This is a genomic window from Planktothrix paucivesiculata PCC 9631 (genome assembly GCF_900009265.2).
Lineage (GTDB): Bacteria > Cyanobacteriota > Cyanobacteriia > Cyanobacteriales > Microcoleaceae > Planktothrix > Planktothrix paucivesiculata.
In genome coordinates this window covers 20883-46452 of record NZ_LR735018.1, presented here as the reverse complement: position 1 = coordinate 46452, position 25570 = coordinate 20883, and the positions used below count along the sequence as shown (strand labels likewise).

Annotated in this window: 19 protein-coding genes and 1 pseudogene; 9 read left to right on the top strand and 11 right to left on the bottom strand. The window is 40.2% G+C overall.

The window, feature by feature from the left end; all coding sequences use genetic code 11:
* Window positions 1-76: 76 nt before the first annotated feature.
* A complete protein-coding gene (bioU, locus tag PL9631_RS14425) occupies window positions 77-1090 on the top strand; it encodes a (S)-8-amino-7-oxononanoate synthase BioU (protein WP_083621371.1) in 1014 nt (337 codons plus the stop codon).
* Between the two features lie 332 nt (window positions 1091-1422).
* Here the strand turns inward: bioU and PL9631_RS14420 are convergent, their stop codons facing one another.
* The 6 genes from PL9631_RS14420 to PL9631_RS27040 all read right to left on the bottom strand — a co-directional run bounded on the left by PL9631_RS14420 (window position 1423) and on the right by PL9631_RS27040 (window position 7892).
* Entirely contained in the window at window positions 1423-2070 is a 648-nt protein-coding gene (locus tag PL9631_RS14420; RefSeq protein WP_083621370.1) for a PEP-CTERM sorting domain-containing protein, read from the bottom strand.
* A gap of 414 nt (window positions 2071-2484) precedes the next feature.
* Window positions 2485-3669, bottom strand: coding sequence for a class I SAM-dependent methyltransferase (locus tag PL9631_RS14415; protein WP_083621368.1), 1185 nt, complete (start codon window positions 3667-3669; stop codon window positions 2485-2487).
* Window positions 3670-3777: 108 nt separating this feature from the next.
* Window positions 3778-4965 carry an aspartate aminotransferase gene (locus tag PL9631_RS14410; RefSeq protein ID WP_083621366.1) on the bottom strand — a complete coding sequence of 396 codons (1188 nt, stop codon included), beginning with the start codon at window positions 4963-4965 and terminating at the stop codon, window positions 3778-3780.
* Between the two features lie 186 nt (window positions 4966-5151).
* Window positions 5152-6339 (bottom strand): iron-containing alcohol dehydrogenase family protein, encoded by a 1188-nt coding sequence (locus tag PL9631_RS14405; RefSeq protein ID WP_083621365.1) that lies wholly within the window; start codon window positions 6337-6339, stop codon window positions 5152-5154.
* Window positions 6340-7044: 705 nt separating this feature from the next.
* Window positions 7045-7737, bottom strand: a complete 693-nt coding sequence (locus tag PL9631_RS14400; protein WP_231516636.1) for an IS630 family transposase — start codon at window positions 7735-7737, stop codon at window positions 7045-7047.
* 20 nt (window positions 7738-7757) lie between these two features.
* Complete coding sequence (locus tag PL9631_RS27040; protein WP_269321681.1) at window positions 7758-7892, bottom strand: hypothetical protein; 135 nt, start codon at window positions 7890-7892, stop codon at window positions 7758-7760.
* A 78-nt stretch (window positions 7893-7970) separates the two neighbouring features.
* Here PL9631_RS27040 and PL9631_RS14395 point away from each other — a divergent pair.
* The 4 genes and pseudogenes from PL9631_RS14395 to PL9631_RS14380 all read left to right on the top strand — a co-directional run.
* Window positions 7971-8174 (top strand): annotated as a pseudogene (locus tag PL9631_RS14395) (IS701 family transposase); the annotation flags it as partial.
* A gap of 754 nt (window positions 8175-8928) precedes the next feature.
* On the top strand, window positions 8929-10509 hold the full coding sequence (locus PL9631_RS14390; protein ID WP_083621361.1) for a pentapeptide repeat-containing protein: 1581 nt from the start codon (window positions 8929-8931) through the stop codon (window positions 10507-10509).
* Window positions 10510-10768: 259 nt separating this feature from the next.
* Complete coding sequence (locus PL9631_RS14385) at window positions 10769-12022, top strand: calcium-binding protein (RefSeq protein ID WP_083621359.1); 1254 nt, start codon at window positions 10769-10771, stop codon at window positions 12020-12022.
* 187 nt (window positions 12023-12209) lie between these two features.
* Window positions 12210-13076, top strand: coding sequence for a hypothetical protein (locus PL9631_RS14380; RefSeq protein WP_083621358.1), 867 nt, complete (start codon window positions 12210-12212; stop codon window positions 13074-13076).
* Window positions 13077-13241: 165 nt separating this feature from the next.
* Here the strand turns inward: PL9631_RS14380 and ftsH are convergent, their stop codons facing one another.
* Window positions 13242-15095 (bottom strand): ATP-dependent zinc metalloprotease FtsH, encoded by a 1854-nt coding sequence (gene ftsH, locus PL9631_RS14375; protein WP_083621356.1) that lies wholly within the window; start codon window positions 15093-15095, stop codon window positions 13242-13244.
* Between the two features lie 224 nt (window positions 15096-15319).
* Window positions 15320-17218, bottom strand: coding sequence for an ATP-dependent zinc metalloprotease FtsH (gene ftsH4 / locus PL9631_RS14370; protein WP_083621354.1), 1899 nt, complete (start codon window positions 17216-17218; stop codon window positions 15320-15322).
* 389 nt (window positions 17219-17607) lie between these two features.
* On the opposite strand from ftsH4, the gene PL9631_RS14365 reads away from it, so the two are divergent.
* The 4 genes from PL9631_RS14365 (at window position 17608) to PL9631_RS14350 (ending at window position 20865) form a co-directional block, all read left to right on the top strand.
* The gene (locus PL9631_RS14365; protein WP_083621353.1) at window positions 17608-18114 is read left to right on the top strand and encodes a globin family protein; all 507 of its coding nucleotides are present in this window, start codon (window positions 17608-17610) and stop codon (window positions 18112-18114) included.
* 113 nt (window positions 18115-18227) lie between these two features.
* Entirely contained in the window at window positions 18228-19025 is a 798-nt protein-coding gene (locus PL9631_RS14360) for a phycobilisome rod-core linker polypeptide (RefSeq protein ID WP_083621351.1), read from the top strand.
* Between the two features lie 185 nt (window positions 19026-19210).
* Window positions 19211-19573 (top strand): VOC family protein, encoded by a 363-nt coding sequence (locus tag PL9631_RS14355; protein WP_083621350.1) that lies wholly within the window; start codon window positions 19211-19213, stop codon window positions 19571-19573.
* Window positions 19570-20865 carry a recombinase family protein gene (locus tag PL9631_RS14350; protein ID WP_083621348.1) on the top strand — a complete coding sequence of 432 codons (1296 nt, stop codon included), beginning with the start codon at window positions 19570-19572 and terminating at the stop codon, window positions 20863-20865. Before PL9631_RS14355 ends, PL9631_RS14350 begins: the two co-directional genes overlap by 4 nt.
* Here PL9631_RS14350 and PL9631_RS14345 read toward each other — a convergent pair.
* The 3 genes from PL9631_RS14345 to hpsL all read right to left on the bottom strand — a co-directional run bounded on the left by PL9631_RS14345 (window position 20842) and on the right by hpsL (window position 25555).
* A complete protein-coding gene (locus PL9631_RS14345) occupies window positions 20842-21891 on the bottom strand; it encodes a diguanylate cyclase domain-containing protein (protein WP_083621347.1) in 1050 nt (349 codons plus the stop codon). The genes PL9631_RS14350 and PL9631_RS14345 overlap by 24 nt on opposite strands.
* Window positions 21892-21894: 3 nt before the next feature.
* Window positions 21895-23691 carry an EAL domain-containing response regulator gene (locus PL9631_RS14340; RefSeq protein WP_083621345.1) on the bottom strand — a complete coding sequence of 599 codons (1797 nt, stop codon included), beginning with the start codon at window positions 23689-23691 and terminating at the stop codon, window positions 21895-21897.
* Between the two features lie 337 nt (window positions 23692-24028).
* Entirely contained in the window at window positions 24029-25555 is a 1527-nt protein-coding gene (hpsL, locus tag PL9631_RS14335; RefSeq protein WP_156090575.1) for a hormogonium polysaccharide biosynthesis protein HpsL, read from the bottom strand.
* Between the last annotated feature and the right edge of the window lie 15 nt (window positions 25556-25570).

Genomic DNA, 25570 nt, shown 5'->3' with positions numbered 1-25570 from the left:
ATTCCGGTGTTCCGGTATTCCCTGTTCCCTGTTCCCTGCTATATAATGGAGAATTGTCTAAATTCAATCAGATTCAATGAGTCCAGTAATGGTTAATACGGGTTTGTCTCCGATTCGGGTAGGAATTTTAGGATTTGGCGGGCTAGGACAGGCAGCAACAAGGGTTTTAGCCCCAAAACAGCAAATGCAGTGGGTAGCTGTGGCCGATCAAAAGGGTTATGCTTATGATGCGGACGGACTGAACCCGAATCGCTGTATTGAGATCTATCAATCTCAAGGGTCGGTGGGATATTTAGAACCCCATGGGGTTTTGAGTAATAACAGTATTGAAGAATTAGTGAAAACAGCCCCAGGGGTTGAGGGGTATTTTCTGGCTTTGCCGAATTTACCTAATGATTTTATGGCTAGTGTGGCTAAAACCTTTATTCGGTTGGGATGGCGAGGGGTCTTAGTCGATGCGATTAAACGCACCAGCGCCGTGGAATTATTATTAGAACTCAAAGATGAGTTACAAGCCGCCGGAATTACCTATATGACCGGATGTGGGGCTACCCCCGGGTTATTAACCGCCGCCGCTTCCCTCGCCGCCCAAAGTTATACGGAAATTCACAGCGTTAAAATTACCTTTGGAGTCGGGATTGCTAATTGGGAAGCCTATCGCGCTACCATTCGAGAGGATATTGGTCATTTACCCGGATATACGATTGAACAGGCTAGGGCGATGACCGATGCAGAAATAGAAGCTTTATTAGCAGAAACTGGCGGGTTACTGACCTTGGAAAATATGGAACACGCCGATGATATTATGTTAGAGTTGGCGGGTATTTGTTCACGAGATCGCGTTACTGTCGGTGGAATTGTAGATACTCGCAACCCCAAAAAACCTTTAAGTACAAATGTTCAAATTACAGGCCGAACCTTTGAAGGGAAAGTTTCAACCCATACCTTTACTTTAGGGGATGAAACCAGTATGGCGGCTAATGTTTGTGGGCCAGCTTTCGGTTATTTAAAAGCAGGAATTCAACTGCATCGTCGAGGGATTCACGGTTTATTCACGGCGGCGGAAATTATGCCTCAATTTGTTAGATAGTAGGGAATACTGCAACGGAAAGAATTAGGAAGAAAAAGCGATCGCTAACTGTTAAAAAACTCAGGGAGATTAACATTCTACCTGAGTTATAACTTTATTTTTTATACCCTTATAAATAGATTAATGCACCCTTAAATCTAATTTTAACAATGGATTCAATTGTTTAATTACAGCCTAACTTAAAGTTATTGATTTTAACAATAAAGTAGCGGCATGATGAGTACCGCTACTATTAAGTAAGATGAGATAAAGGCTGAGGGTCTCAACAGTGTGAGACAGATATTAACGTCATTTCTAAGGAGTTTGGGACGATTAACTTAATCATCGCTTTCCTAGTGAGATTGACGACGACGGGAAGCCAGCATTCCACCGAAGGCTAAACCTAAACCAACGAGTGTGGCGGGTTCGGGAACTTCAACGGGAGGAGGAGTAACGGTGGTGACGTTAGCAACAAACAAGGAAGCATGGGACAAAGCCCGACCTTTACCCTTATTAGCCGAAACACCAACGGTGTCGAATACTCCATTTAAACCTTTAGACCAATCATAATCTTTGAACAGATAAGCACTGTAGGTGGTGCTGCTTTTCAAACTGACTACAAATGTGTTGAATGTTGGTGGTGTTGTGGTGAAACCCCAATCCCCTTTAGAAGAATCATAGTCTGCATTAAAACCAAACAGTCCTGTTTGACCTGCTTCCGACTTACCGCCGTCTGACCAACTTACTGTTTGATTACTATTAAATTCAGTGGTAAATAAACCGGCGTTGAGTTCAGTCAGTAAAGGATTCCCTGATCCTGTATCGTTTCCTGTAAAAGAACCCTTACAAGCGGTAGAGTTGACTCCACCTAATGAGATATTACTGGTGCTACAGAGGTCTTTTCCTAGGGTCGCTGCTTGTGTTGGGGCTGCGACTAGGGAAACGGCGACTCCGGTGGCGAGTAAAGTGGAACCGATAATTTTAGATAGTGTGGTGTTCATCTCAGCCTCATCCTTTTCATATTTTGGTCTGGCGCTTGGGTAGAAACAAGGGTCTTGAACTGTGCGGTTCTTGATTTCCTTGTTCTACCTTGTTACCAATATTACGCAATCGGTTTGGGGTTGTCTATAGGTTTTGGCAAATATTGGTTATTTTTACAGAAGGTTTACAGTGGGTCGGTACAAATATAAAGGGATGATGAAATTAGCTCAAAAAACCTTTCTATAGGATGTGTGGACTTTATATCTACTTCTAATAAACATGAAGGTTTGAAGATAAAAGTTGTGAGTGCGATCACAATATTCCGTACAAACCTCTCCGTATGTAGGCACTAAATTATACTTAATCCCCTGCAATATCCGCAAAAAAATGAAGATCAGCATCAAGTTTTTGACCGTGGGAGCTTTTTTGAGGTCTTAAATGGGAAAACTCAAGCCTTTAAGGGGAATTTGTGGTTGAGAGGGACTTAAGCCTTTGGATTGTAGAAGGACACCAAAGTTGCCTAAACCCATCGGATCAATTAAAGAGTGTAAGCATTCTCGTCGTTGTAATACTTCCGAAATAGAATAGTTTGAAGGTTGGGAGAGCGCGGCGATGCGATCACCTAACCCTAAAGCCATTAAAAATAAAGCCTGTTGTGTAAACCCAACCGCATCAATTCCCCAGTCTTTCCCATACCGTTCTAAGGCGGTAAAGTTAACATGGGCGGTAATATCTTGGCGACCAATATTCAGATAGGGATCGTTATGATGACTATGTTGATAATAACATTGTAGAGTTCCTTCTTTGCGACTGGGAAGGTAATATCTTTGGGCGGTGTAACCATAATCAATTGTTAGAATAAAACCTTGATTCAGTTTAGTGGCTAGGGTTTTGATCCAGTCTAGGGCGACTAAATTAACCTCAGTTCGATATCCTTCTGGATAAAGATTAGAGCATAAATCAATATCGATTAATTTAAAATATTCTGTAATTTTTTCTGTAGAAACTTCAGCAATAATTTCTTTAAATTTAACCTCTGCATCTAAGGTAATATAAATTTCTTGAAGTTGTTTGTTTTGAACAACAATTTGATGGACGGGAAAAGCATCTACTAATTCATTAGAGAAAAAACAACCGATGATCTGATTATTGGGAATATCCTCTAGGTTACACCATTGAATTGATATTGCATCGGAGAGAGTTTTTTTGAGTTGGTGTTGTTGTTGAGCTTTGAGGAAGTTAGATTTTTCGATAATAATATAATTTAACCTTTTAAAAAATTCAGGATATTTTTTTTGTAAATATAACAGAATATCGCTGGCTAATATTCCCTGTCCCGCCCCCATTTCTACCAAAGTAAAGGCGTTAGGACAATCCAAAATTTCCCACATTTGGAAAAATTGTTCTGCTAACATTTCCCCAAAGTCTGACCCTAAATAGGGAGAAGTAACAAAATCTCCTTCCGCGCCCAATTTGGGCTTATTAATGCTATAATATCCATATTCTGGGTGATATAAAACCCAGTTCATATAATCAGCAAAAGTAATTCTATTTTGAGGATTATCCTTAATTTTTTGAGCAATAAAATCACATAAATTCAAATTGTTTTGATGATCCATATTCAATAATTATTCATAATATTAATAAAGTCCCCGTTGTTGTGCTTCAGCACTTCTTGAAAGAGCGGCTAAAGCCCAACAACAGCACAACAACAGCTTAACAACGGATTAGGGTTGATACCGAATATTAGCATCTTTTAGGCGGTTTAAGGCTTCTCCCAAGCGATCGCAATCTGCAATTAAACTAATTCTAAAATAGCCTTCTCCACCCATACCAAAGGCATTTCCAGGGGTAAAAACTACACCCGTTTGTTGTAAAACCGTGAGGGCAAAATCCGTGGAATTCATCCCCGGAGGACAGGGAACCCATAAATACATTGTAGCTAAGGTTTTAGGCACATTCCAACCCAATTCTGCTAACCCTTTAATTAAAAAATCTCGCCGGGTACAATAGCGTTCCTGTACTTCTTTGAGGTAAGAATCCGGTAAACTTAAAGCCGTTTCTGCGGCCGCTTGTAACGCCGAAAATACCCCATAATCTAAATTAGTTTTTAAGGTTCTTAACCCCTGTAAAACCTTAGAATTTCCCACCGCAAATCCCACTCGCCAACCTGCCATATTATAGGTTTTAGACATAGTGTGGAATTCCACCCCAATTTCCTTTCCCCCAGGAATTTCTAATAAACTGGTAGGTTGATAACCGTCAAAGGCTAATTCGGCATAACATAAATCGTGAACCAGCAGAATTTGATATTTATGGGCAAAGGCAACAATTTCTTCAAAAAATTCCCTGGGGGCGGTTGCACCCGTGGGATTACTGGGATAATTAAAATAGAGAATTTTAGCTTGTTCAGCCACAGAATCAGGAATCGAACCTAAATCAATTAACCAGTTATTTTCCGGTTTCAAAATAATAGAATGAACCTTTCCCCCGGCAATAATTGGCCCGCGAAAATGCACGGGATAGGAAGGACTCGGAACTAACACTAAATCCCCCGGATTAATATAAGCTAAAGCTAAATGACCTAATCCTTCCTTTGACCCTAATAGGGGTAAGGCTTCTCCATTGGGGTCAAGGGAAACACCATAACGACGGTGATACCAATTAGTAATTGCTAGTCTAAAATTAGCCGTTCCTTCAAAGGGTGGATAGCCATGATTCGCCGGATTTCTTAATGCTTGAATTGCGGCTTCAACAATCGGTTGAGGGGTGGCGCCATCGGGATTTCCCATGCCTAAATCAATTAAATCTAAGCCCTGTTGACGGGCGTTGGCTTTCAATTCATCTAAACGGGCAAAAACATAAGGAGGTAAGGCTTGTATTCGGTCAGCAGGGCTAATCCAATCTAATGTCATTGGTCGATGTGTGAGGTTAAAACTAATGTGTTCAGTAGAAGAAAAAAATCGATTCTGATTTAAGGTTTTGACAATGAAACAGAATAATTCAATCTCTAACCCTAATCGGTGATTCTTTATTTTCCCCTGATCGGGTCTGCTTTTTTTCTTCCCTTCTCAATTCTTAATTCTGATATCGCAGTTTGTCTACGACTCTGGGTAAGAGTCTTTGGTGTTCCCCACTCGTAATTCGTAATTGGTAATTCGTAATTCCCCTGGGGAAGTTGTTGATACCATGGCCGCCATTAACTGTTCGGGAACCACTTTAAAGGGTAAACGGTGAATATCAGAACGCTCATTACAAGCAACTTCGGCAGCTTTTCCCAGTTCAGCTAAGGTGATTTCCCCCATCCCCAAATCATTCAGGGTTTGGGGTAAACCTAAATCGGTGTAAAACTTTAATAATTGTTGTCTAGCAGTGGCTGCGAGTTGGTTGCCCTGTACCATTTCTTCTAAACGCAGTTGTACTAAAATCCCAAAGGCGACTTTTTCCCCGTGTAAAGTCCCATGACTAGCCGCAACATGGGTTAAACCATTATGAACGGCATGGGCCGCCACCGTGCGACATTGAGCGCCCCCAATGCCACCAATAACTCCGGCGAGTAATACCGTTGCATCGACAACTTCCCGCCAAGTTTCGCCACCGTTGTCTTGTAACGCGGTTAAGGATTTTTGTAATAATATATCTCGCAGAACTCGCGCCTGTTGTACCGCAGCGATCATGAAGGTTTGCTCGGAATTCCCACTACTGACCGAGGCTTCATACCATTTCGCGATCGCATCTCCAATACCCGCTACTAACATCCGTTGGGGGGCGGTTTGAATTAAGTTATAGTCCAAAATCAATAAATCGGGACAACGGGCTAAACTGACATCATATAAAAACGCCCCATCCTCGGAATAAACGTTAGAAAGGGCTGTCCAAGCGGCGCAGGTCGCCCCAGAAGTGGGAATGGTAACGATGGGGAGATGGCATTGATGGGCGATAAGTTTAGCCGCATCCAGGGCTTTTCCGCCCCCCGTCCCAATAATAAAATCTGCTTTATGGTTGGTGACGGCTTGACGTAGGGTGGTTAAGCTAGTTTCGCTACAGTCAACCCCATAGGACACTTGAGAATATTGGAGTTGATGACGTTCTAAAATTGGTTGTAGAGCTTGGAGGGTGAGGGGTAAGGAGCGATCGCCCCCAATGATTAAGGGACGTTGACCAAAACCTGCGATCGCCTCTCCTGCTTGTGTTAAGGCGTTATTGCCGCGTAAAACTTGGGCTGGGGCAATATTTAAACTCACAACCGAAGTCGATATTAGATTCTGGGTTGAGGCGGTTTGAGGCATGGCAAGTCTAGTCAATGGTGCTAAATCCCTGATTGTAGCGTATTGTTTTGGTGATTTGGGTAAAGAGTTAGCAATTTTATCAGCCGTTTTTAATTTAGGGATTTAAACAATAATATTGTTGTAAAAGTCTATTAGATTTATTGATTATGGCTCCAAAATAAATACATCCATCGGAAAGTCAAGATGAAATTGCTGAAAATACAATCACGGCAGAATTTATCATAATTAGTGGAACAGTGGTTACAGCAGTGGTTTCCCAATTCCTAGTATCAGCCTTTATAAAAAATAAACACTTCTGTCAGCGACATATAGCAATCCGCGCCTTCGAGACGGAGGTTATAACATTTTAATACTGATAGAAACAACCAGAAGTATTGCCCCAGATCCGGCGTTCCTTGTTCCGTTTTGCTCAAGAATTTTGAACACAACTCAAATAGGATTACTATATCAAAAAATTCGCTCTGGCAGAATTTATATTTAAGATTTATCTTAAGAGTGAAACCTATACAGAGAAAACAAAAAGCTAACAAAATCCAATCTGAATTTCTGAAATATATATATTTAATTTTGATTTTAGTTATTAGAATTATCTCATTATTCACTTGAGTTGTATTTTTTAATATAAACAAGATAGATAGGTAAAAACTGAAAGTTTTTTTATATAAGTAGGTGGTCATAAATAAAGTCAACAATAGAAAAAATTGTTTAGGATAATTCTTGAGAGTTACTCAGGGAATTAAATCGCAAGCGATCGCAGGTACAATCATTTCTTTCGTTTCTATCTTCAATGGCTTGAATCACAGCTTGGCTCAAATCATATTCATCTTCAAACATTCTTCCCGCCAGTTCATGAGTTTTTAATTGATGCCATTCTGGTTCGATTTCATTTAATTCAGGGCTATAAGCAGACAGGAAAAAAAATTCTAATTTTTTGTCTTGCCACTCCCTTTCTTTTTCTTGTATTTTTTGACTTTTATGGACGCTATAGTTGTCTTGAATCAGTACGGTAATTTGTCGAGTATTTTGAAAATGCTTTTCAGCTTTTTCCGCTTGCCAATCTATAAATTTTATGTAATTCTCACTTGTAATTCCTGACAAACTTAAACCGTACTCAAAACTTTTTCCTTTTTCTAATACTCCAATTACATTCAATCTTTTTCCTCGCTTTTTCGTCTGGTTTATTTGTTTCTGCTTCCCCTTTTTTACATAGGTGTAACTCACAGGACTCCATAAACAAAAACCTGCCTCATCTAAATATTTTAATCTGACCAAACCCTCTTCTTCATAACGCTTTAACGTCTCCAAATCTCTTTTCTTGCTCGCTGTTTTTTCGGGATTCTGTTTTTTCTTTAAACTGGCTTTTGTTCTTTTCCAGCGCCAGTCTTTTTTTTTTAAGATTTTTCTAATTCTTTCTGCGCTTAGTGCGCTCCATCACTAAACATTAATATATCTATTCTCTGCCTTGTTCTTTTCGGAACTTTCTCTTGCTGATACAGAGTTAGTAGCTCTTGTTTTTCTTCTTCTGTTAGTTGAATTCTTAACCTGAGTGGCATGACTATTCCTCTGATATTTATTCATTTCTGATTTTAACTCTATTTATGACCACCTACTTACAGGAAAGCAATTCTGTTAAGTTTTCCAATCATCAACAATGGAATCAGAAAAGTGGATGGAAGAATGCTCTAAATAATCTGCGCTTAATTGTCCAACCTCTGTTACTATTGGGATTGATTTATCCCTGGTTAGATATTTTTCCTAACTCCGATTTGTTGCTGGGATTCAATCAACTCATTGGTATAATGAATGAATTTAAACCCTTTTATTCTTCTGGATAAATTAGTTGATTTACTACTAGCTTAATTCGGAGAGTGACAAAAGAGGGATATATAGGAATCCGCGCCGAGGTTTTAAGATTTGCTCCTTGCTGTGCTTTAGTTTCCGAGTGATTTATGATTATGAGTTATTCAAAATTTTGTATCAGTTTGATATATTTTATATCGGTTTGATATATATTTTATATCGGTTTGATATAAAATTCTGTGGCTGTATACTTGTACGGATAAATTAAGGGTCTTAATTAAACCTTAACCCAGCATTTTTGTAAAAGTTCTGTAAAATCATCCGGATAGTTTGATGGCAAGTTTGACAACATGAGAATTTTCTTATAATTTTAAGTTAGCTCAGAAGACAATCTCTACTGAGTGATAATTACTGGTTTTAATTAATACCATTTTGTTTGTTGGTGCACGCAAATTTTTGCTTTATGCCAATTTTATGCACCCATTTTTTTTGCAAAAATTTTAAAGGAGAATCCTTCAAAATGCTTACATTCAAATTGAGAGAGCAATGACTTACAGCCAATGACTATAGTGATCTAAGCCTCAATGGATCAACATTTTTCAAGGCTTAACTTAATAATGTCTAATGTGTTGAAACAGCTTTAAGAGTCACTAACTTTGAACAAGCAACGTTACTCAATAGCGATTACTTGTCCTAAAAACTTAACCCCACTCATTCTTTAACCGAAAACGTTAAAGCTGAGTTTCAAATATTTCTCAATTCCTTAAACTTTCTTGGAGACTTGCATCTATGACCGCCTTAAACTTTGCAGAACAAAACTTAGTCGGAAACAACTTCCGAGGTCAAAATCTCAACGGTTCCACTTTTTTCAAAGCTCGACTGGAAAATGTCCGATTCGACCCTAATAGTTCAGGAACTCGCACCCAACTCCGAGGAACTAATTTTTCCGAATCTTCTTGGATTGGTGTTAACGCCAGTCAAGCAATCTTTGCCCCTAATGCTAACTTTAGTGCCGTCAATTTATCCCTAGCAACATTAGAAAATGTAAATCTTAGTGGTGCGGATCTTAGACAAGCCAATATGTCGTTGATCAACACAAAATTGATCAATTTATCCAACGCCAACCTGACCAATGCTAATCTGCACAAAGCGAATATCAGTGGCGAACAATCCGAGCGACCTAACTTGACAGCAGCCAACTTTACCGGGGCTGATTTATCCGACGCTAATTTAAAAGCATCTGACTTAACCAATGCCACCTTAGTCAATGCTAATTTGCAAGGGGCAAGCTTAGAAGCGACCCTATTGATCAATGTGAACGCCACAGGTGCTGATTTTCGGCTAACCAACTTTACCGATATAACCTGGCAAAATACTATCTTTGACCGGGCTAATTTCAGTGATGTTAACGTCAGTGACGCCCCACTCGAACCCGGACAAATGGCAAATATCAAGTTTCGGGGTGCAGATTTAACCAACTTCATGATCGATGATGCCATTTTAACCGGGAGTGATTTTAGCCCTTCGGGTAACACACTGACAACCCTAACAGGTGCGAGATTTATTGATACCGATTTGAGTGAGGCTAACTTCACCCAAGCCGATGCAGAAGGGTTATTTATTAACGGAGTTGCCATTGGGGCTAATTTTACGAATGCTAATTTAAAAAATGCTGGCTTTTCTAAAGGCAACTTTGAGAATGCTAACTTTACCGGGGCTGACTTAACAGGGGTCACATTAGTTGATGGAATTGCCCTCGGAGCAAATTTCACCAACGCCAAACTCAATAATGCTGACCTGTCCAAAGTTGACTTCACAGGAGCTACTTGGGTCGGCGCGGATCTCAGTGGTGCGATCGCTGTGGATGCCATTGGTCTGAGCTTAGGAACTTCCCTTGCTGATTCGATAACCGGGACAGGTGAGAAAGATAATATCTTCGGTTTGGAAGGCAATGATAACCTCACCGGACTGGGAGGAAATGATTATATGGACGGGGGTGCAGGCGATGACATCCTGAATGGCAGTGGCGGTAATGACACATTACTAGGCGGGACGGGAAATGACTCCATTACTGGGGGTGCCGGTAGCGATACCATCATCTACCGCAGTGGCGATGGTCGAGATAATATTACCGGATTTATCACTGGAAGCGGAACTGGAAAAGATTTCCTTTCCTTTACTGATATTGAAGATATTGATGTGCGTGTTGTGAATGGCAATACTCAATTCCGAGTCGGAGATGGCATTTCGGGCAACACCGGGTTTGGAACTGGTCAAATTTTAGTGGTGTTAGGAAATACCACCTTTACCCAAGCCGACGTCAGCAGCAACATTATTAATTCACCCGACACGACCTTTATGTTCTCCTAAATCGAATTAGGCGAAATAATTTGATTCTGAAAAAGGAATTCCCATCGATCACCTCGATAAAAATACAGGGAGTCTACTTCCATGGCTAACTTTTTATTGCTCCTATCCATGTCTTGGACACCCTCCTAAATGTGGGGGAGGGGAAAGGATCAGGAGATTAACAAAAAGAACCAACCCATCGCCGGATGTTTATTCCATTAATCATCTTGAGCTTAACCAACAGCAATTTTAATTAACGAATAAAAAAAAGGAGTCAATCATGGCAATCAGAAACGGAACAGAAGACAAGGATACCCTCACAGGTACAAATAATGCGGACACACTGCGCGGCTATGGGGGTGACGACGAACTATCCGGTTTGGGCGGTAATGACTTACTCCGAGGCGGGAACGATAAAGACACCCTTTCTGGGGGCGATGGCGCTGACAGACTTTTTGGGGAGGCCGGGGAAGACGTACTCTCTGGTGAAGCCGGCAATGACACCCTCTTTGGCGGGACAAACGCTACTGATATCAACGACGGCAAAGATGTCCTGGATGGCGGTGGGGGTGCCGACTGGGTATATGGCGGTTTGGACGATACCGCACTGGGTGGCGCTGGGAATGACAAGGTTATTGGTAGTTTCTATAATGACGTTTTGTATGGGGACGATGACCTTGGTTTCGCTGCCGGTGGTGCTGACTCCCTCGTGGGTGCAGAGGGCAATGATACCATTTTCGGCGAAGCTAACGACACCATTTTCGGCGGTAACGATACCCTCGACGGTGGCGAGGGCGATGACAAACTCTATGGCTATGTAGGGAATGACTACCTGTTTGGCGGTGACGGTTTGGATATCCTGGATGGTGGGGATGGTAATGATATCCTCGATGGCGGTGCTGGGTCTAGCACTCTCCTAGGTGGTGCTGGCTTAGAAAACATCACAGGTGGTGTTGAAGGTGACTATATTGATGGTGGTGAGGGCGCTGACAACCTCTTGGGACTGGATGGCAACGATACCATCTATGGCGATCTCGGTGTCGATGTCACTCTCGCAGGCAACGATACCATCAATGGTGGCACTGGCGATGACTTCCTCGATGGTGGTGCAGGGGTTGATCGGGTTATTGGTGGTGCTGACATGGATTTTATCTTTGGTGGCGAAGATGCAGAAACCCAAACTGTCCGCGATACCTTGACAGGCGGGGCTGGCAGCGATTACTTCCAACTGCTTTACACCGAATTTGTACCCGAACCCATTACTCCAGGTGAGCCCATTATCGCTCCTCCTGTTGGCGACTGGATCACTGATTTCCAGAATGGAACTGATTTCTTCGTGCTTGAGGTTCTTCAATTTGAGCAGCTAGGGTTCCAGACCACCACCATTACTAATAGTGCGGGAATTAATGTGACAGGAACTCGCATTTACGTTGTGACTGAAGGAGTTACTCCTAATCTATCTGAACAAATTGCCTTTGTGGCTGGCGTCAACCCAGGTGCGTTTGATGCGTCTGATTTTCTGACGTCTATCTAAAAAATGAGCGTGTATATCTAGCGCCAACTGGATACACACACTCTGATACTCAAATGCACTGAGCTAATTTCACATTCGTTCTGTTCATCTCCTACTGTCTCTGGCTAAAGGGACAGTAGGAACTTATTCTTTAAACAAAACGAGCCTAATCCTGATTGTGGCATATTAAAGTAGGCGAAGATCAAGAATGCGAATCTTAATTACAATTGCTCATTGCTTTAAACCAGAAAAAAATAGTCTATATGATTCTCAACGCCGAGATCCTCAGCCTCGTTTGGCTGCATTAAGTCAAAGTCTGGCAGCTTTACATCAACTTTTTAGTAAATCCCAAACTATTATTAATATTAATCAACGATTAGCTGTTCCCGTTAACAATCCTCTGGCTAACGATCTTGATATTGTAATTTGTACAACTCAAAATTATCATTTATTAGAAAACCTTCCTATCCCCACTCATTTTTATCAACATTATCCCACACAAGTTGAACCCATGTTGTTAGGGTTTGAGTGTCAAGCCGTATTGCGAGATGGTTTAGGTAAGTATGATTATTATTGTTTTTTAGAAGATGATTTAATTATTCATGATCCTTGGTTTTTTGTGAAATTATATTGGTTTACCAAGGAAGCGGGCGATCGCTGTTTATTACAACCGAATCGTTATGAACTTTCTACCGATGGCCTTTCTTATAAAGTTTATATTGATGGGGATTTAGCACCTAAAGCAACAGCCCAGTATCAAAATATTAGCAATCGCTCGGAACTTAAGAGTAAGATTATGGGAGTACCAATGGTATTTCGTCGCACCTTAAACCCCCATTCCGGGTGCTATTTTTTAAATGCCAATCAAATGAATTATTGGAGCAGTCAACGGAATTTTCTGGATCGGGATACCGATTTTGTTGGCCCCTTAGAAAGTGCGGCTACTTTAGGAATTATGAAAAATTTTTTAATCTACAAATCCATTCCTCAACAGGCAAATTTTTTAGAAATTCAGCACTACGGAACAAAGTTCTTGAGCATGATTGGGAAACAGGTTGATTTAAAAATACAGTAAATCTCAATAAGTATAACCACAGGGAACAGAATTAGGAACAGAAAAATTAATGTTATAGCAGGGAATAGGGAACAGGGAACAGACAGGAAAAGAGTTCTTTGCCCACGGTTTTAGGATCAGTCTATGTCCTAAGTGCCCTGACGACTGCTATATATCCCATATCAATTATCGAGATACAGGTTTAACCTGCTCTAACAATTGTTGTAATTCATCCCCTTCTATGACTTCTGTTTCTAATACTTTTTGAGAAATTTCCGTTAATAGGTCTCGGTTATAATTCAAAATTGCTAAGGCTTTTTGATGAGCATTATTAACAATATCCTTGACCTCATCATCAATGGCTTCTGCGGTTTTTTCACTCATGGGACGGCGAATATTAGCCTCCGAATTGCCCAAAAAATTATTCTGTTTAGGTCTTTCATAGGCTAAGGGCCCCAAGGCTTTACTCATGCCATAATTTAGTACCATTCTTTCAGCTAATTCTGTTGCCCGTTGCAGGTCATCTGAAGCACCATTAGTCACATTTCCAAAGACTAATTCTTCGGCTGACCGTCCCCCTAATAGCATGGCAATTTGTTCGCGAAATTCGATTTCATCCATTAAAAAACGGTCTTCGGTTGGCATTCTCAGGGTATATCCTAAAGCTGACATTCCCCGTGGCACAATGGAAATTTTAGTCACCTTTCCGCCGCCGGGCATTAATGCCCCCACAATGGCATGACCCACTTCATGATAGGCGACAATTTTTTTCTCTTTTTCATTTAACACGCGACTGCGTTTTTCTAACCCGGCAACGACCCTTTCAATGGCTTCATAAAAATCCTCTTGTCTGACGGATTTTCGTTGATTTCTAGCGGCTAATAGGGCAGCTTCATTAACTAAATTAGCTAATTCTGCGCCGCCAAAACCCGGAGTTCTGGTCGCAACGGTGTGTAAATCAACATTATCTTCTAATTTAACTTTTTTAGCATAAATTTCTAATACGGCTTTGCGTCCAGCTAAATCTGGTCTATCGACTAAGACCTGTCTATCAAAGCGTCCTGGGCGTAATAATGCCGCGTCTAAAGATTCGGGGCGGTTGGTGGCAGCTAAGACAATTACCGTGGCATCTCCGACCCCAAACCCATCCATTTCAGTTAATAATTGATTCAGGGTTTGTTCTCGCTCGTCGTTACTGCCACTTTGGAAACTTCCACTACTTCTGGACTTACCAATAGCATCTAATTCATCAATAAAAATAATACAGGGGGCTTTCTTTTTCGCCTGTTCAAATAAATCGCGCACCCGGGCGGCCCCGGTTCCGACAAATAATTCTATAAATTCTGAACCTGATATACTAAAAAAGGGAACTCCCGCTTCTCCAGCTACGGCTTTTCCTAATAGGGTTTTTCCGGTTCCTGGGGGGCCAACTAATAACACGCCTTTAGGAATTTTTGCCCCAATTTCGGTAAATCTTTGGGGACTTTTCAGGAAATCAACAATTTCGGCTAATTCGGTTTTAGCTTCATCAACTCCCGCCACATCGGCAAAGGTAATATTATCGGTTTCACCTTTAACAAAAACCTTGGCTTTACTTTTATTAATGGATAATGCCCCTTGGGGATCTCGTTTCATGAAATATTGAAACGCGATTACTAAAATTAAAGGCGGAATCACCCAATTTAAGATCACATTCACCCAATTTTGTTGAGGAGGAGGAGAGGCTCCAAATGCAACGCCTTTAGCTTCTAAGCGTTTGGGAAGTTCTAAATCAAAAATTGGGGTTGTGGATAAAATTGTTTCCGGTTGTTGATTTTCCGATTTAATTTTGAACAGAATTTCATTTTCTCTAACTAAAACTTCAGCGACTTTACCCGATTCTACTTGTTGAATAAAAAAACTATAAGGAACTTTAGGAAAACGAGGGCGAGTCAGTTGAGGTAATAACCAATTTCCAATTAAGATTACCCCGGCTGCAATTAATAAAAATTGGGCAATTTTTTGAGAACTGGGTAATTTAGGTCTTTTTTTAATACTCATAAAATTTGGTTTCGATTTACTCTCATTAACCTCGTTAACCTCGTAACCTCGTTTCTAGGTTCTACCTAGAAATGCCCTAAAGGTGGCTCTGCCACCATTAAAAATTCTCCCAGAGCCACCCTGCCACCATTCATTCTCCAGATAGAATAGCATGGTCAGAGGGAGGCAGAGCCTCTGATTGTCATTCCCTGGTGGAACCAGGGAACGAGGGGGGGATAGATTAATTATGCGATCGCCGTGGCAACATTAGCCTGATATTTAACTTGATTTAACAAGTGTTGCAGATTTTCTCCTTCAATCACTTCTGTTTCTAAGATTTTTTGGGCAATTTGCTCCATTAAATCCTTATTTTGGTTGAGAATATCTAGGGCAATTTCATGGGCATCTTCAACTAATTGTTTCACCTCATCATCAATGGCTTTTGCAGTTTCATCACTGACATAACGGCGAGGATTCATCATCATATTATCACCCAGGAAGTTATTTTGTTGACCCTTTTCATAGGCCAAGGGCCCCAATACTTTACTCATCCCATAACTGGTGACCATGCGTTCAGCTAAATCCGTTGCCCGTTGCAGGTCGTTTGTTGCCCCGGTGGTAATACTTCCAAACACCACTTCTTCCGCCGAACGTCCCCCTAATAAGGTGGCAATTTCGGCTTTAATTTCTTCTTCACTGAGTAAGAAACGGTCTTCAGTAGGCAGTTGTAAAGTATATCCTAAAGCTGCCATTCCCCGTGGCACAATCGAGATTTTAGCAACTTTATTTTGACCGGAAACTACCGATCCCACAATGGCATGACCGACTTCATGATAGGCGACAATTTTCTTCTCTTTTTCGTTAAGAACACGGGATTTTTTTTCTAACCCAGCAATCACCCGTTCAATGGCTTCGGCAAAGTCGGCTTGACTCACAGTTTCCCGTTTATTTCTAGCAGCTAATAAGGCAGCTTCATTAACTATATTAGCTAAATCTGCGCCAGCAAAACCAGGGGTACGAGTAGCGATCGCTTTTAACTCTACATCGGGCCCTATCTTAACTTTTTTAGCATAGATTTCTAGGATCATTAAACGGCCGGATAAATCAGGGCGATCAACTAAAACTTGGCGATCAAATCGACCGGGACGCAATAAGGCCGGGTCTAAAGTTTCCGGGCGGTTGGTAGCAGCTAAAACAATCACCGTGGCTTGTCCGGCGGCAAACCCATCCATCTCGGTTAATAACTGGTTTAGGGTTTGTTCTCGTTCATCATTTCCCCCATACATTCCACCACTAGAACGGGATTTTCCAATGGCATCTAATTCGTCAATAAAGATAATACAAGGGGCTTTCTTTTTGGCTTGTTCAAATAAATCTCGCACCCGCGCCGCCCCGGCACCGACGAACAATTCCACGAATTCAGAACCAGAAATGCTAAAGAATGGGACTCCGGCTTCTCCGGCTACGGCTTTAGCTAATAGGGTTTTTCCTGTTCCTGGAGGGCCGACTAATAACACCCCTTTAGGAATTCGGGCTCCTATTTGTAAAAATCGTTGGGGAGTCTTTAAGAATTCCACCACTTCTTCTAATTCGGTTTTGGCTTCTTCTACCCCGGCTACATCTTGAAACGTGACTTTAGTGGCTTCATTTTCGACATAAACCTTGGCTTTACTCTTACTAATAGAAAGAGCTCCTTGTGGCCCACCCAAACCGCCGGCGCGACTTTGCATAAATTGTCCGACGGCGACCCAAATTCCGACAAAAATTAAGGGGGGAATTACCCAACCGAGTAAACTAGAAAACCAAGTATTCCGAGGGGGAGGAGCGGCGGCAAATTCAACTCCCTTGGCTTCTAAACGTTTGGGTAAATCCATATCAAAAATTGGGGTAGTTGATAGGATTTGTCCGGCTTCTTCCTGTTCTCCTTTGACTAAATAGCGGATTTGATCCTGGCTGAGATAGACTTGGGAAACCTGCCCATCTTCGACTTGTTCAATGAATAAACTATAGGGAACTTGAGGAATTTGTGGCCCGAATAATCCGGGTAAAGTTAGGTTGGCAATTAAAAAGATAATTCCTAACCAAAATAAAATACTTCCGATGGGAAGATTACGGGGAAATTTAGGTTTGTCTTTTACACTCATTGTATTTAATTAAAGATTGACTATTAATCAGTTAAGGGAGCCTGAGAACCGGATCACAGTTTGAGTCTGAGTCTTGGTGTATTCTGGAATCTGGCGATGATGTGATCATCGGATCAAGCCCTGCAACTCTCGTGTTTCAACTATAATTTCTACCATAGCGTGATTTCCCCCCTGGGTGGGGCGAGGATAAGCTGATCAAAGGATCGTTTTTTGGCACTTGACAAAAGTGAACGCAGGATCATCTGTCCAGAAATATTGTTGGCAGAATTACTGTTGTAAGAATAAAATAATTATTTAGTTTATATTAAAAATTACTTCTTTTTCTTGACTTGTATTTAATTTTGTATCAAATTAGAAGATAGGATTCTGGCTATACAGAGGAAAGTAAAATGCCGACCATTAATTCAACCTGGGATGACTTAATTCTCCAATGTGACGGGCGATATTTGACCAATGCAGAACTCAAGCCCCTGCATCAGTATGTTCAGACCTTGAATGCTCGCACCAAAACCTATGAAGTCCTGCGGGTAAAATCCGCCGGTTTAATCAAACAAACTTTGAAGAAATTCATGCTGTCCCATCCCGAAATTATGCAAAAGCATTCAAAACGCTGTGTGTATGATATGTCGATGACGATGTGTTTGATGTCCGTGGCTTTGTTACGCGATGACCCTCACTTTTTTAAGGAATCTTTAATGTTGTGGTTAGCTAATATTTTGGCTGCCCATGAAAAAAACACCCAATGTCTGCAAGCCTATACTTATCTTAAAGAAAGCTTACAAGAACAATTACCCAGTGTGTGTAATCAATTATTAAAGCCCTATATGGACATTATTTTAGAAGTTTTAGACACGCCCCCTAAACTCCTCGCTAATGTTCAAAGAAGTGGAGTTTAATCCAAATTTTTGTTTGCGCTATCAGGGTGTTATTTAATTTCAAGCTACTGCTCATTTTATTGTAGATCACTCCAAATTAACTTGGAATACTGATGCACATAGGAGTTTAATTTATGTCCCTAACTCAACCGGTTACAACTCGTCATGACGCTTCCCCAGAGGAACGAGAGTTTGTTTTAAAACAGATTTATCAACAAGTGATAGAACGTCAACTCTATGAGTCTGAAAGAAAACAACTAACGGATTTAGAGAAAGATTTTATCAAGGGAAAAATTGGAATTCGCCATTTTTTAAAAAGCCTGGCGGTTCGTTCCGTTTATTTAGAGCATTTTTATGAGAATAGCTCGAATATGAAGTTCATTGAAAATGCCTGTAAACATTTTTTAGGACGGGCACCGAGAAATAATGAAGAAATTCAAAAATGGGATGATATTTTAGTTCGCCGAGGTGTGGGAGCTTTTGTTTCGGAGTTAGTAGATTCGGAAGAATACCGCAAATCCTTTGGTTATTTTACCATTCCCTATTGGCATGAACACCGTTATGAATCCGCGAGTGAATATATCGAAAATGAACGTTTAGGTCATGAACACGCCGGACAAAGGGGCTGGGCAATTCCTAACCATTATCAACGTGAATTACACATTGATTGTGATGGGGGAACCTGTGTTAGAGAGGAAGATAAATTAGCCGTTAAACCTGTACAAACTGCCCCAGAAGTATTAGAATTAAATCCCGATACTAAGATTACACCTAAGCATATTCAACGGCTATCTTTCTATGTGAAAGAAATTGCAGATATTCTTTCATTTTATCCTCAACCGGTGAGTCAACAAGAAATTGAAAGTGATCTTCAGCAAAAAGTCTTGGAGTATGTCAGCGCCACTAATGCCAGTTTAATGTTTAAAAATTAAAACCAGGGTGGGTAAGGCCCACCTTTAAAATCTATTCACCCATTTTGTCAAAATTTTGGGATTTAAACTCTAACTTAATTCTCTATTCCCTTGTTACTGAGCGAAGTCGAAGTATTCCTTTTTGATCAGGAATTTTCAACACAACTCAAATAGGATTGCTATATATTATTATGTTTTTGTATATTATGCAAATTAATCAATATCTTCATACGGCAATTTTGGTTTCTGATTTAGAACAGTCAGAAAAATTTTATGGTGAAATTTTAGGCTTAGAAAAGGTTGAACGTCCGTTAAATTTTCCGGGGATTTGGTATCAAATCGGTGAGTTTCAAATTCATTTAATTCAAGCGGAAACTCTAATTAATGATCAAGTTAATCATCAGAAATGGGGAAGAAATCGACATTTAGCTTTTTCTGTTGATAGTTTGGAAGCTGCAAAACAACAGCTAGTCAGTCATAATTGTTCGATTCAAATGAGTGCTTCCGGTCGGGCTGCGTTATTTACAAAAGATCCTGATGGGAATATTATAGAATTAAATGAAGCATGAAAATTATCGCCTATTGCTATACTGATCCTCTGTTTGAACAGCCTCCTGATCGGATGATTTGGGGTTGGGAAGTGGATCGGGTTTATCAAGATTTAGGAGAAAGACAGGAACTCGAACAATTGTTAAAAGATTGTGATTTAGAACCACCGGACTATTTATTAATTCGACGGTTAGAGGAGTTAGGAAATTCGGTTTTAGAAGTGAGCGATCGCTTACAAAAATTAGAATCTTTCCAAATTAATATTATTGCCATTGAGTCCGATTTTAACACATCTGTGGGTGCAATTAATCGATATGATTTAATTCAATTATTTCTGGAAATTCAAACTCGCCAACGTAGTCGCCGGATTCTCACGGGACACGCTAAAAACAGAATTAAAGCCCTACCTCCCCCTGGAAAAGCACCCTATGGATATCGACGGGGAAAAGACCGTTATATTTTAGATCGGAGTGTTTCACCGATTGTTAAAGAGTTTTTTGATCGGTTTTTAATTTATGGATCTTTGCGCGGTGCGGTGCGGTATTTGGAAAAACGTTATGGGAAAAAAATATCAGTAACTACCGGAAGAAGATGGTTAACTAATCCGGTTTATCGAGGAGATTTAGAATATAAAAATGGGGAAATTATTTCTAATACCCATATTCCAATTATTTCCCGGGATGAAGCCGCCCAGGTGGATCGATTATTACGGAGAAATCAACGCCTTCCTCCTCGCACAGCCAGTGCACCGCGTTCTTTAGCGGGTTTAGTAATCTGTGGAGAATGTCAATCTTTAATGACTGTTTCCCGGGTTACGACCTATCGGAAAGACAGAGAATATTTATATTTACGTCCGATAAATTGTCCGAAAAATCCTAAGTGTAAAGCCCTATCTTATCAAAGGGGATTAGAGTTGACAATTGAACGCATTTGTCAAGATTTACCTCAAGCGGTTTCAGGTTTAAATTTACCGGATTTACAAATAGTTAAACATGGTATTATTCAAGAAATTAATCAAAAACAAGAGATTTTATTACAAATTACCGATTTATTAACTTCTGGGATATTAGATTTAGAAACAGCAGAGTTAAGACGTTATAAACTGCGGATAGAGATTTCTCAGTTACAAGGAAAGTTAGCGGAACTTCCTCCAGTTAATTTAAAAGAAACGGCACAGGCGGTTTGTATTTCGCAGTTTTGGTTAGATTTATCAGAAACCGAACGCAGGTTTTATTTTAGAGAATTTATTAAAACAATTGAGATTATTAGAGATGGAGATAATTGGGAGTTAAAGGTAGTCTTTATTTTTTAATTCAACTCTAACACAATATTGATTTCGACCTTTTTGTTTGGCTTCATAAAGGGCTTGATCAGCAATTTTTAATAACTGTTCTGGGGATGTATCTGGTTGGGGAATTTGATAGGAAATCCCAATGCTGACAGTAACAATAGAATTAACCGTGGAATAGTTATGATCAATTTTTAGCCGTTGTACTTCCTGATGGATAGTTTGAGCCACTTTAAGCGCCCCTTCTAAATCCGTATTCGGTAGAATAACCGCGAATTCTTCCCCACCATAACGAGCCACTAAATCCTGATTATGACTGACTGATCGATCTAGGGCTTGGGCGACTAATTTTAGACAAATATCTCCGGCGGGATGTCCGTAATTGTCATTGTAATTTTTAAAACAATCTAAGTCACATAATAGCAGACAAAGGGGTTTTTGTTCCTGCATCATTTGTTTCCAGGTTTCAGCAAAATATTCATCAAAATGACGACGATTAGCCAGGGTGGTTAAACTATCATAGGACGCTAAATTTTGTAATTGACGATTAACTGTTTGTAAACTTTCTTCTGCCTGTTGACGAATTCTGACTTCTTCTTCTAATTGACTATTTTGTTGTAACAGTTGTTGATTTTGTTCAATAAGTTTCTTTTTTAAATCACAAATAGTTAACTGATTTTTAACCCGAGCTAAAACTTCATCAACTTTAAACGGTTTAGTAATATAATCTATTCCTCCAGCAGAAAATGCTTGGATAATATCTTCAACTTGATTCAGTGCACTAATAAAAATTATCGGAATATCATGGGTTTCTAAATTGGATTTTAGCCGACGACATAACTCATATCCATTCACACCCGGCATCCGAATATCTAATAAAATTAAATCCGGTTTTATACTCTCAATTGCTATTAGTGCCATTTGGGCATTTAAGGATTTGCGAACATAATATCCCTGTTGACTTAATAAGGCTGATAAAACTCGAATATTATCCGGTTCATCATCAACAATCAGCAGATTATGATGAGAACCAATGCTATCTTGATTCATAGTTCACCACTGGGGAGTTGAGGACAAAAACTTAATCAATTCTTCTCCAGGTAGGGGTTTGGCAAATAAATATCCCTGACCTAATCCACAATTTAATTCTCGGAGTATTTGTAACTGTTCGGGTAGTTCAATTCCCTCAGCAACCACATTCATATTCATGGTTTTAGCTAAACTAATAATCACAGGAATTAAGCCAATATTTTCCGATTCTAGGTTCAGTCTTTGCACAAAGGATTTATCAATTTTCAGGGTATCCACTGGAAAAGAATGCAGATAACTCAAAGAAGAATATCCCGTACCAAAATCATCAATACTGATGAGAATACGGCGTTTTCTCAGTTCTTTGAGAATAGTAGCAACGTCCTGATGATTGTCCATAATTGCACTTTCGGTAATTTCTAGTTTTAAACAGTCGGGATTGAGTTGACTATCTACTAAAACTTGATCAATTTGTTCTAATAAATTGGGTTGAGCAAACTGTTTTACTGATAAATTAACACTCACAAATAAATGGGGATCAATTAAATCTTGTTTTTGCCAAGCCCGCAGTTGATGACAAGATTCTGATAAAACCCAATAGCCAATGGCGGTAATTAAACCCGTTTCTTCAGCAATGGGAATAAATAGATTTGGTGGTACTAATCCTCGTTGGGGATGGCGCCATCTAACTAAGGCTTCAAACCCGGAAATTTTGCCACTATTTAAACAGACAATCGGTTGATAATGAACCACTAATTCCTGTTGTTCAATCCCACGACGTAAATCCGTTTCTAACTGTAATCGCTCTAAAGCCGCGGTGTGCATCACCGGATCAAACAGATGATATTGTCCTTTTCCTAGGGCTTTGGCTCGATACATCGCCGTATCTGCATCTCGGAGTAAATGTTCCGGTTCGTTATAGTCACAATTGCCGACGACAATGCCAATACTCGCATTAATAAAAATCTCGTGTCGTTCTAAGTTAAAGGGTTGAGAAAAACACTGTAAAATCTGATCCGATAGTGTGATTACCGAATGAAAATCAGGAATTTCTGTTAATAAAATGGCAAATTCATCACCCCCCAAACGGGCTAATGTATTTTGAGGTTTAACATAACAGCCAAGACGGTGAGCAATTAAAACTAACAGTTCATCCCCGACTAAATGACCCAAGGAATCATTCACGACTTTAAAGCGATCGCAATCTAAAAATAACACCGCAAACTGATAACTAGAATTAGCTTTAGCTAAATGAATAGATCGGTGTAAATCCGTCATCAATAAAGCCCGATTGGGTAAACCCGTCAAGGAATCATGCAGTGCCATTGCTAATAGTTTAGTGTTGGCTGCTTCTAGTTCCTGAGTGCGTTGTTTCACCCGGACTTCCAGTTCCTCATTCAAGACCCGGATTTCCAATTCTGCTGCTCGTAAAGCTAACTGATTTTGAACTCGGATTAAGACTTCTTCAAACTGAAAAGGTTTAGTAATATAGTCCACGCCTCCGACTTGAAAACCTTTAACTTTATCGAGAACATCATCTAAAGCACTCAAAAAAATAATCGGAATTTCTGCGGTTTTAGCATCGGCTTTTAAGTGTTGGCAAACCTCGTAACCATCCATCTCCGGCATCATAATATCTAGGAGAATTAAGTCGGGAGCAACGGTTTGAGCCGCCATTAAAGCCATGGGCCCACTCAAGGCTTTACGAACATTGTATCCCTGACGGGTGAGCATTCGGGACAATAAATGCAGGTTATCTGGGGTATCATCAACGATGAGAATGTCTTCAGTTTTTGTGGGATTAAGGTTGTAATCATTCATTTGGGAATCAGATTGGATAGGTTATGGATTTAAGGCATAGCTCAATCACTACAGGTTGGGATGAAGACCCCTGTTGATTTTTCTTGTGGCTATGGGGTGAAATTTCTCGAGTAGTTATGGTATTTCACAAAACTGAACAGTCTCAATCCTATTTATTGTCGAGGTTTTAAACTCGGTTACTTTGATCCTCGAAATAATCCACATCCCAAAGCTCATTTTTTCTGATAATCCTTCGTATCAAATACAATTTATAATCATAACATTTTTTTGCTACTTGACTCAAGCCCGTTGAGGTGCGTTTAGATTAACATTTGTGTAAGGGTTGATAAAAACAATATTAACTAGGAATAGCTCCTTCTGGGAGATCTTTTTTCTGCTCTTGCTTTTGAATATCAGGTAATTTGAAAAGTACACCCGCTAAAAACCAATAATATACCGCCACTGGATCGGTATCCAGAGGATACCAGTAGGGATTATAGCTAATTAGAACAATAAAAATCCAGAAAATAATTCCATAGCCCCACAGACTATGATCCTGTAATTGATGATAGGATTTAAACCCTAAAACCGTAATATTAGTTACTAAGAACAGGAAAGCAGCTACTCCAAATGGCCCAATTTCATAGAACAATTTAGGATAGTAGGCTTCAATTAATCGAGTTTTTCCTAAGGCTCGGGCTGAAGTTGTGGCTTGCCCTAAACCATTGCCTAAAAAGCCTCGATGGGCTTCCAAACTAAAGTTAGTTTGCTTAGTTAAAAACACCACCGGAGGATCGGCATTCCAACGTCCAATAAAGTTATCGACTCGTTCGGTCATGACTTGGGGTGCGATAATCCAGGTTCCCACGACAAAAATAACCATCCCCAAAACAATCACTACAAGCCGCTTAATTCGGGAAATGTGACTGGTGGCAACTAGCAGTAAAATCACAATCGAGGGAGAGGCTAAAAGGGCCGTTCTTTGACCGGAAACAATGGCATTCAGTATGACTAAAGCCAGGGAAAATAAGCCCATTAAACGCCAGCGTAATTTAGGATCACTAAAGGCCGTAGCAAAACAGAAAAACGTGCTGGAAACTAAAAACCAAGCCCAATGCCAAGGAGCCACAAAGGTTCCAGGTAAACGAATAAAATTTTCTGCGGGTAAATATCCTAAAGCCCCTCCTACGAAACATTTTCGCTGTATATTTGCCCTCAATAATAAATGTTCGGGTAAACCCGTATTATCAGGACAGTATCCGGTGACAACTAATCCAAATTGAATTAATCCTAAGATGCAGCAAATTAAGATTAAAATCACTTGTAACCGAGTAAAAAATTCCAGATCTTGACGATGGCGAATCAGATAATAACCACAGATGATCAGGGGAATATATCCCATTAAAACTTTTAAGCCAAAGAGTCCTACGGCAAAGGGTTGATTATCGGGGGTGGCGTGTTTTTGTAGGACACCATTAACAGCAATTAAGGTAACGATCGCAATTATAAATAAAATTAATAGGGGAATTTTAAGTTGGGGGGGATTAATCAGGGGTAACTTTTTTTTTCTTAATTCCATCACCAAACCGATTAAAGCCGGAATATATAGCCCATCTTTGGCTAAATGAAAAAGGAAATGATCGTTACCCACCCAATAGGAAATTGTCCCCGCAAAGGGTAAATAAATTAAAAAAGCCCATAGTCCTGGGCGGGGATAGCGCCAACAGAGCGCCATAATCATCAGTGCCAATGTAATGAGGGTAATCGTAATTACACTCAACCCATTGGCAAATAGTAGCAGTCCGACTAACAATCCTACAGCACTAATCACGCCCAAAAACCGCAGAAAATCCGATCTCGTGGGGGGCAGAGTCTCACTTTCCATAACAGGATCGATTTC

Bases quoted from the DNA above. Each gene is read 5' to 3' on its own strand.
- bioU (WP_083621371.1), top strand. From the start codon at position 77: ATGAGTCCAGTAATGGTTAATACGGGTTTGTCTCCGATTCGGGTAGGA.
- PL9631_RS14420 (WP_083621370.1), bottom strand. From the start codon at position 2,070: ATGAACACCACACTATCTAAAATTATCGGTTCCACTTTACTCGCCACC.
- PL9631_RS14415 (WP_083621368.1), bottom strand. From the start codon at position 3,669: ATGGATCATCAAAACAATTTGAATTTATGTGATTTTATTGCTCAAAAA.
- PL9631_RS14410 (WP_083621366.1), bottom strand. From the start codon at position 4,965: ATGACATTAGATTGGATTAGCCCTGCTGACCGAATACAAGCCTTACCT.
- PL9631_RS14405 (WP_083621365.1), bottom strand. From the start codon at position 6,339: ATGCCTCAAACCGCCTCAACCCAGAATCTAATATCGACTTCGGTTGTG.
- PL9631_RS27040 (WP_269321681.1), bottom strand. From the start codon at position 7,892: ATGCCACTCAGGTTAAGAATTCAACTAACAGAAGAAGAAAAACAAGAG.
- PL9631_RS14390 (WP_083621361.1), top strand. From the start codon at position 8,929: ATGACCGCCTTAAACTTTGCAGAACAAAACTTAGTCGGAAACAACTTC.
- PL9631_RS14385 (WP_083621359.1), top strand. From the start codon at position 10,769: ATGGCAATCAGAAACGGAACAGAAGACAAGGATACCCTCACAGGTACA.
- PL9631_RS14380 (WP_083621358.1), top strand. From the start codon at position 12,210: ATGCGAATCTTAATTACAATTGCTCATTGCTTTAAACCAGAAAAAAAT.
- ftsH (WP_083621356.1), bottom strand. From the start codon at position 15,095: ATGAGTATTAAAAAAAGACCTAAATTACCCAGTTCTCAAAAAATTGCC.
- ftsH4 (WP_083621354.1), bottom strand. From the start codon at position 17,218: ATGAGTGTAAAAGACAAACCTAAATTTCCCCGTAATCTTCCCATCGGA.
- PL9631_RS14365 (WP_083621353.1), top strand. From the start codon at position 17,608: ATGCCGACCATTAATTCAACCTGGGATGACTTAATTCTCCAATGTGAC.
- PL9631_RS14360 (WP_083621351.1), top strand. From the start codon at position 18,228: ATGTCCCTAACTCAACCGGTTACAACTCGTCATGACGCTTCCCCAGAG.
- PL9631_RS14355 (WP_083621350.1), top strand. From the start codon at position 19,211: ATGCAAATTAATCAATATCTTCATACGGCAATTTTGGTTTCTGATTTA.
- PL9631_RS14350 (WP_083621348.1), top strand. From the start codon at position 19,570: ATGAAAATTATCGCCTATTGCTATACTGATCCTCTGTTTGAACAGCCT.
- PL9631_RS14345 (WP_083621347.1), bottom strand. From the start codon at position 21,891: ATGAATCAAGATAGCATTGGTTCTCATCATAATCTGCTGATTGTTGAT.
- PL9631_RS14340 (WP_083621345.1), bottom strand. From the start codon at position 23,691: ATGAATGATTACAACCTTAATCCCACAAAAACTGAAGACATTCTCATC.
- hpsL (WP_156090575.1), bottom strand. From the start codon at position 25,555: ATGGAAAGTGAGACTCTGCCCCCCACGAGATCGGATTTTCTGCGGTTT.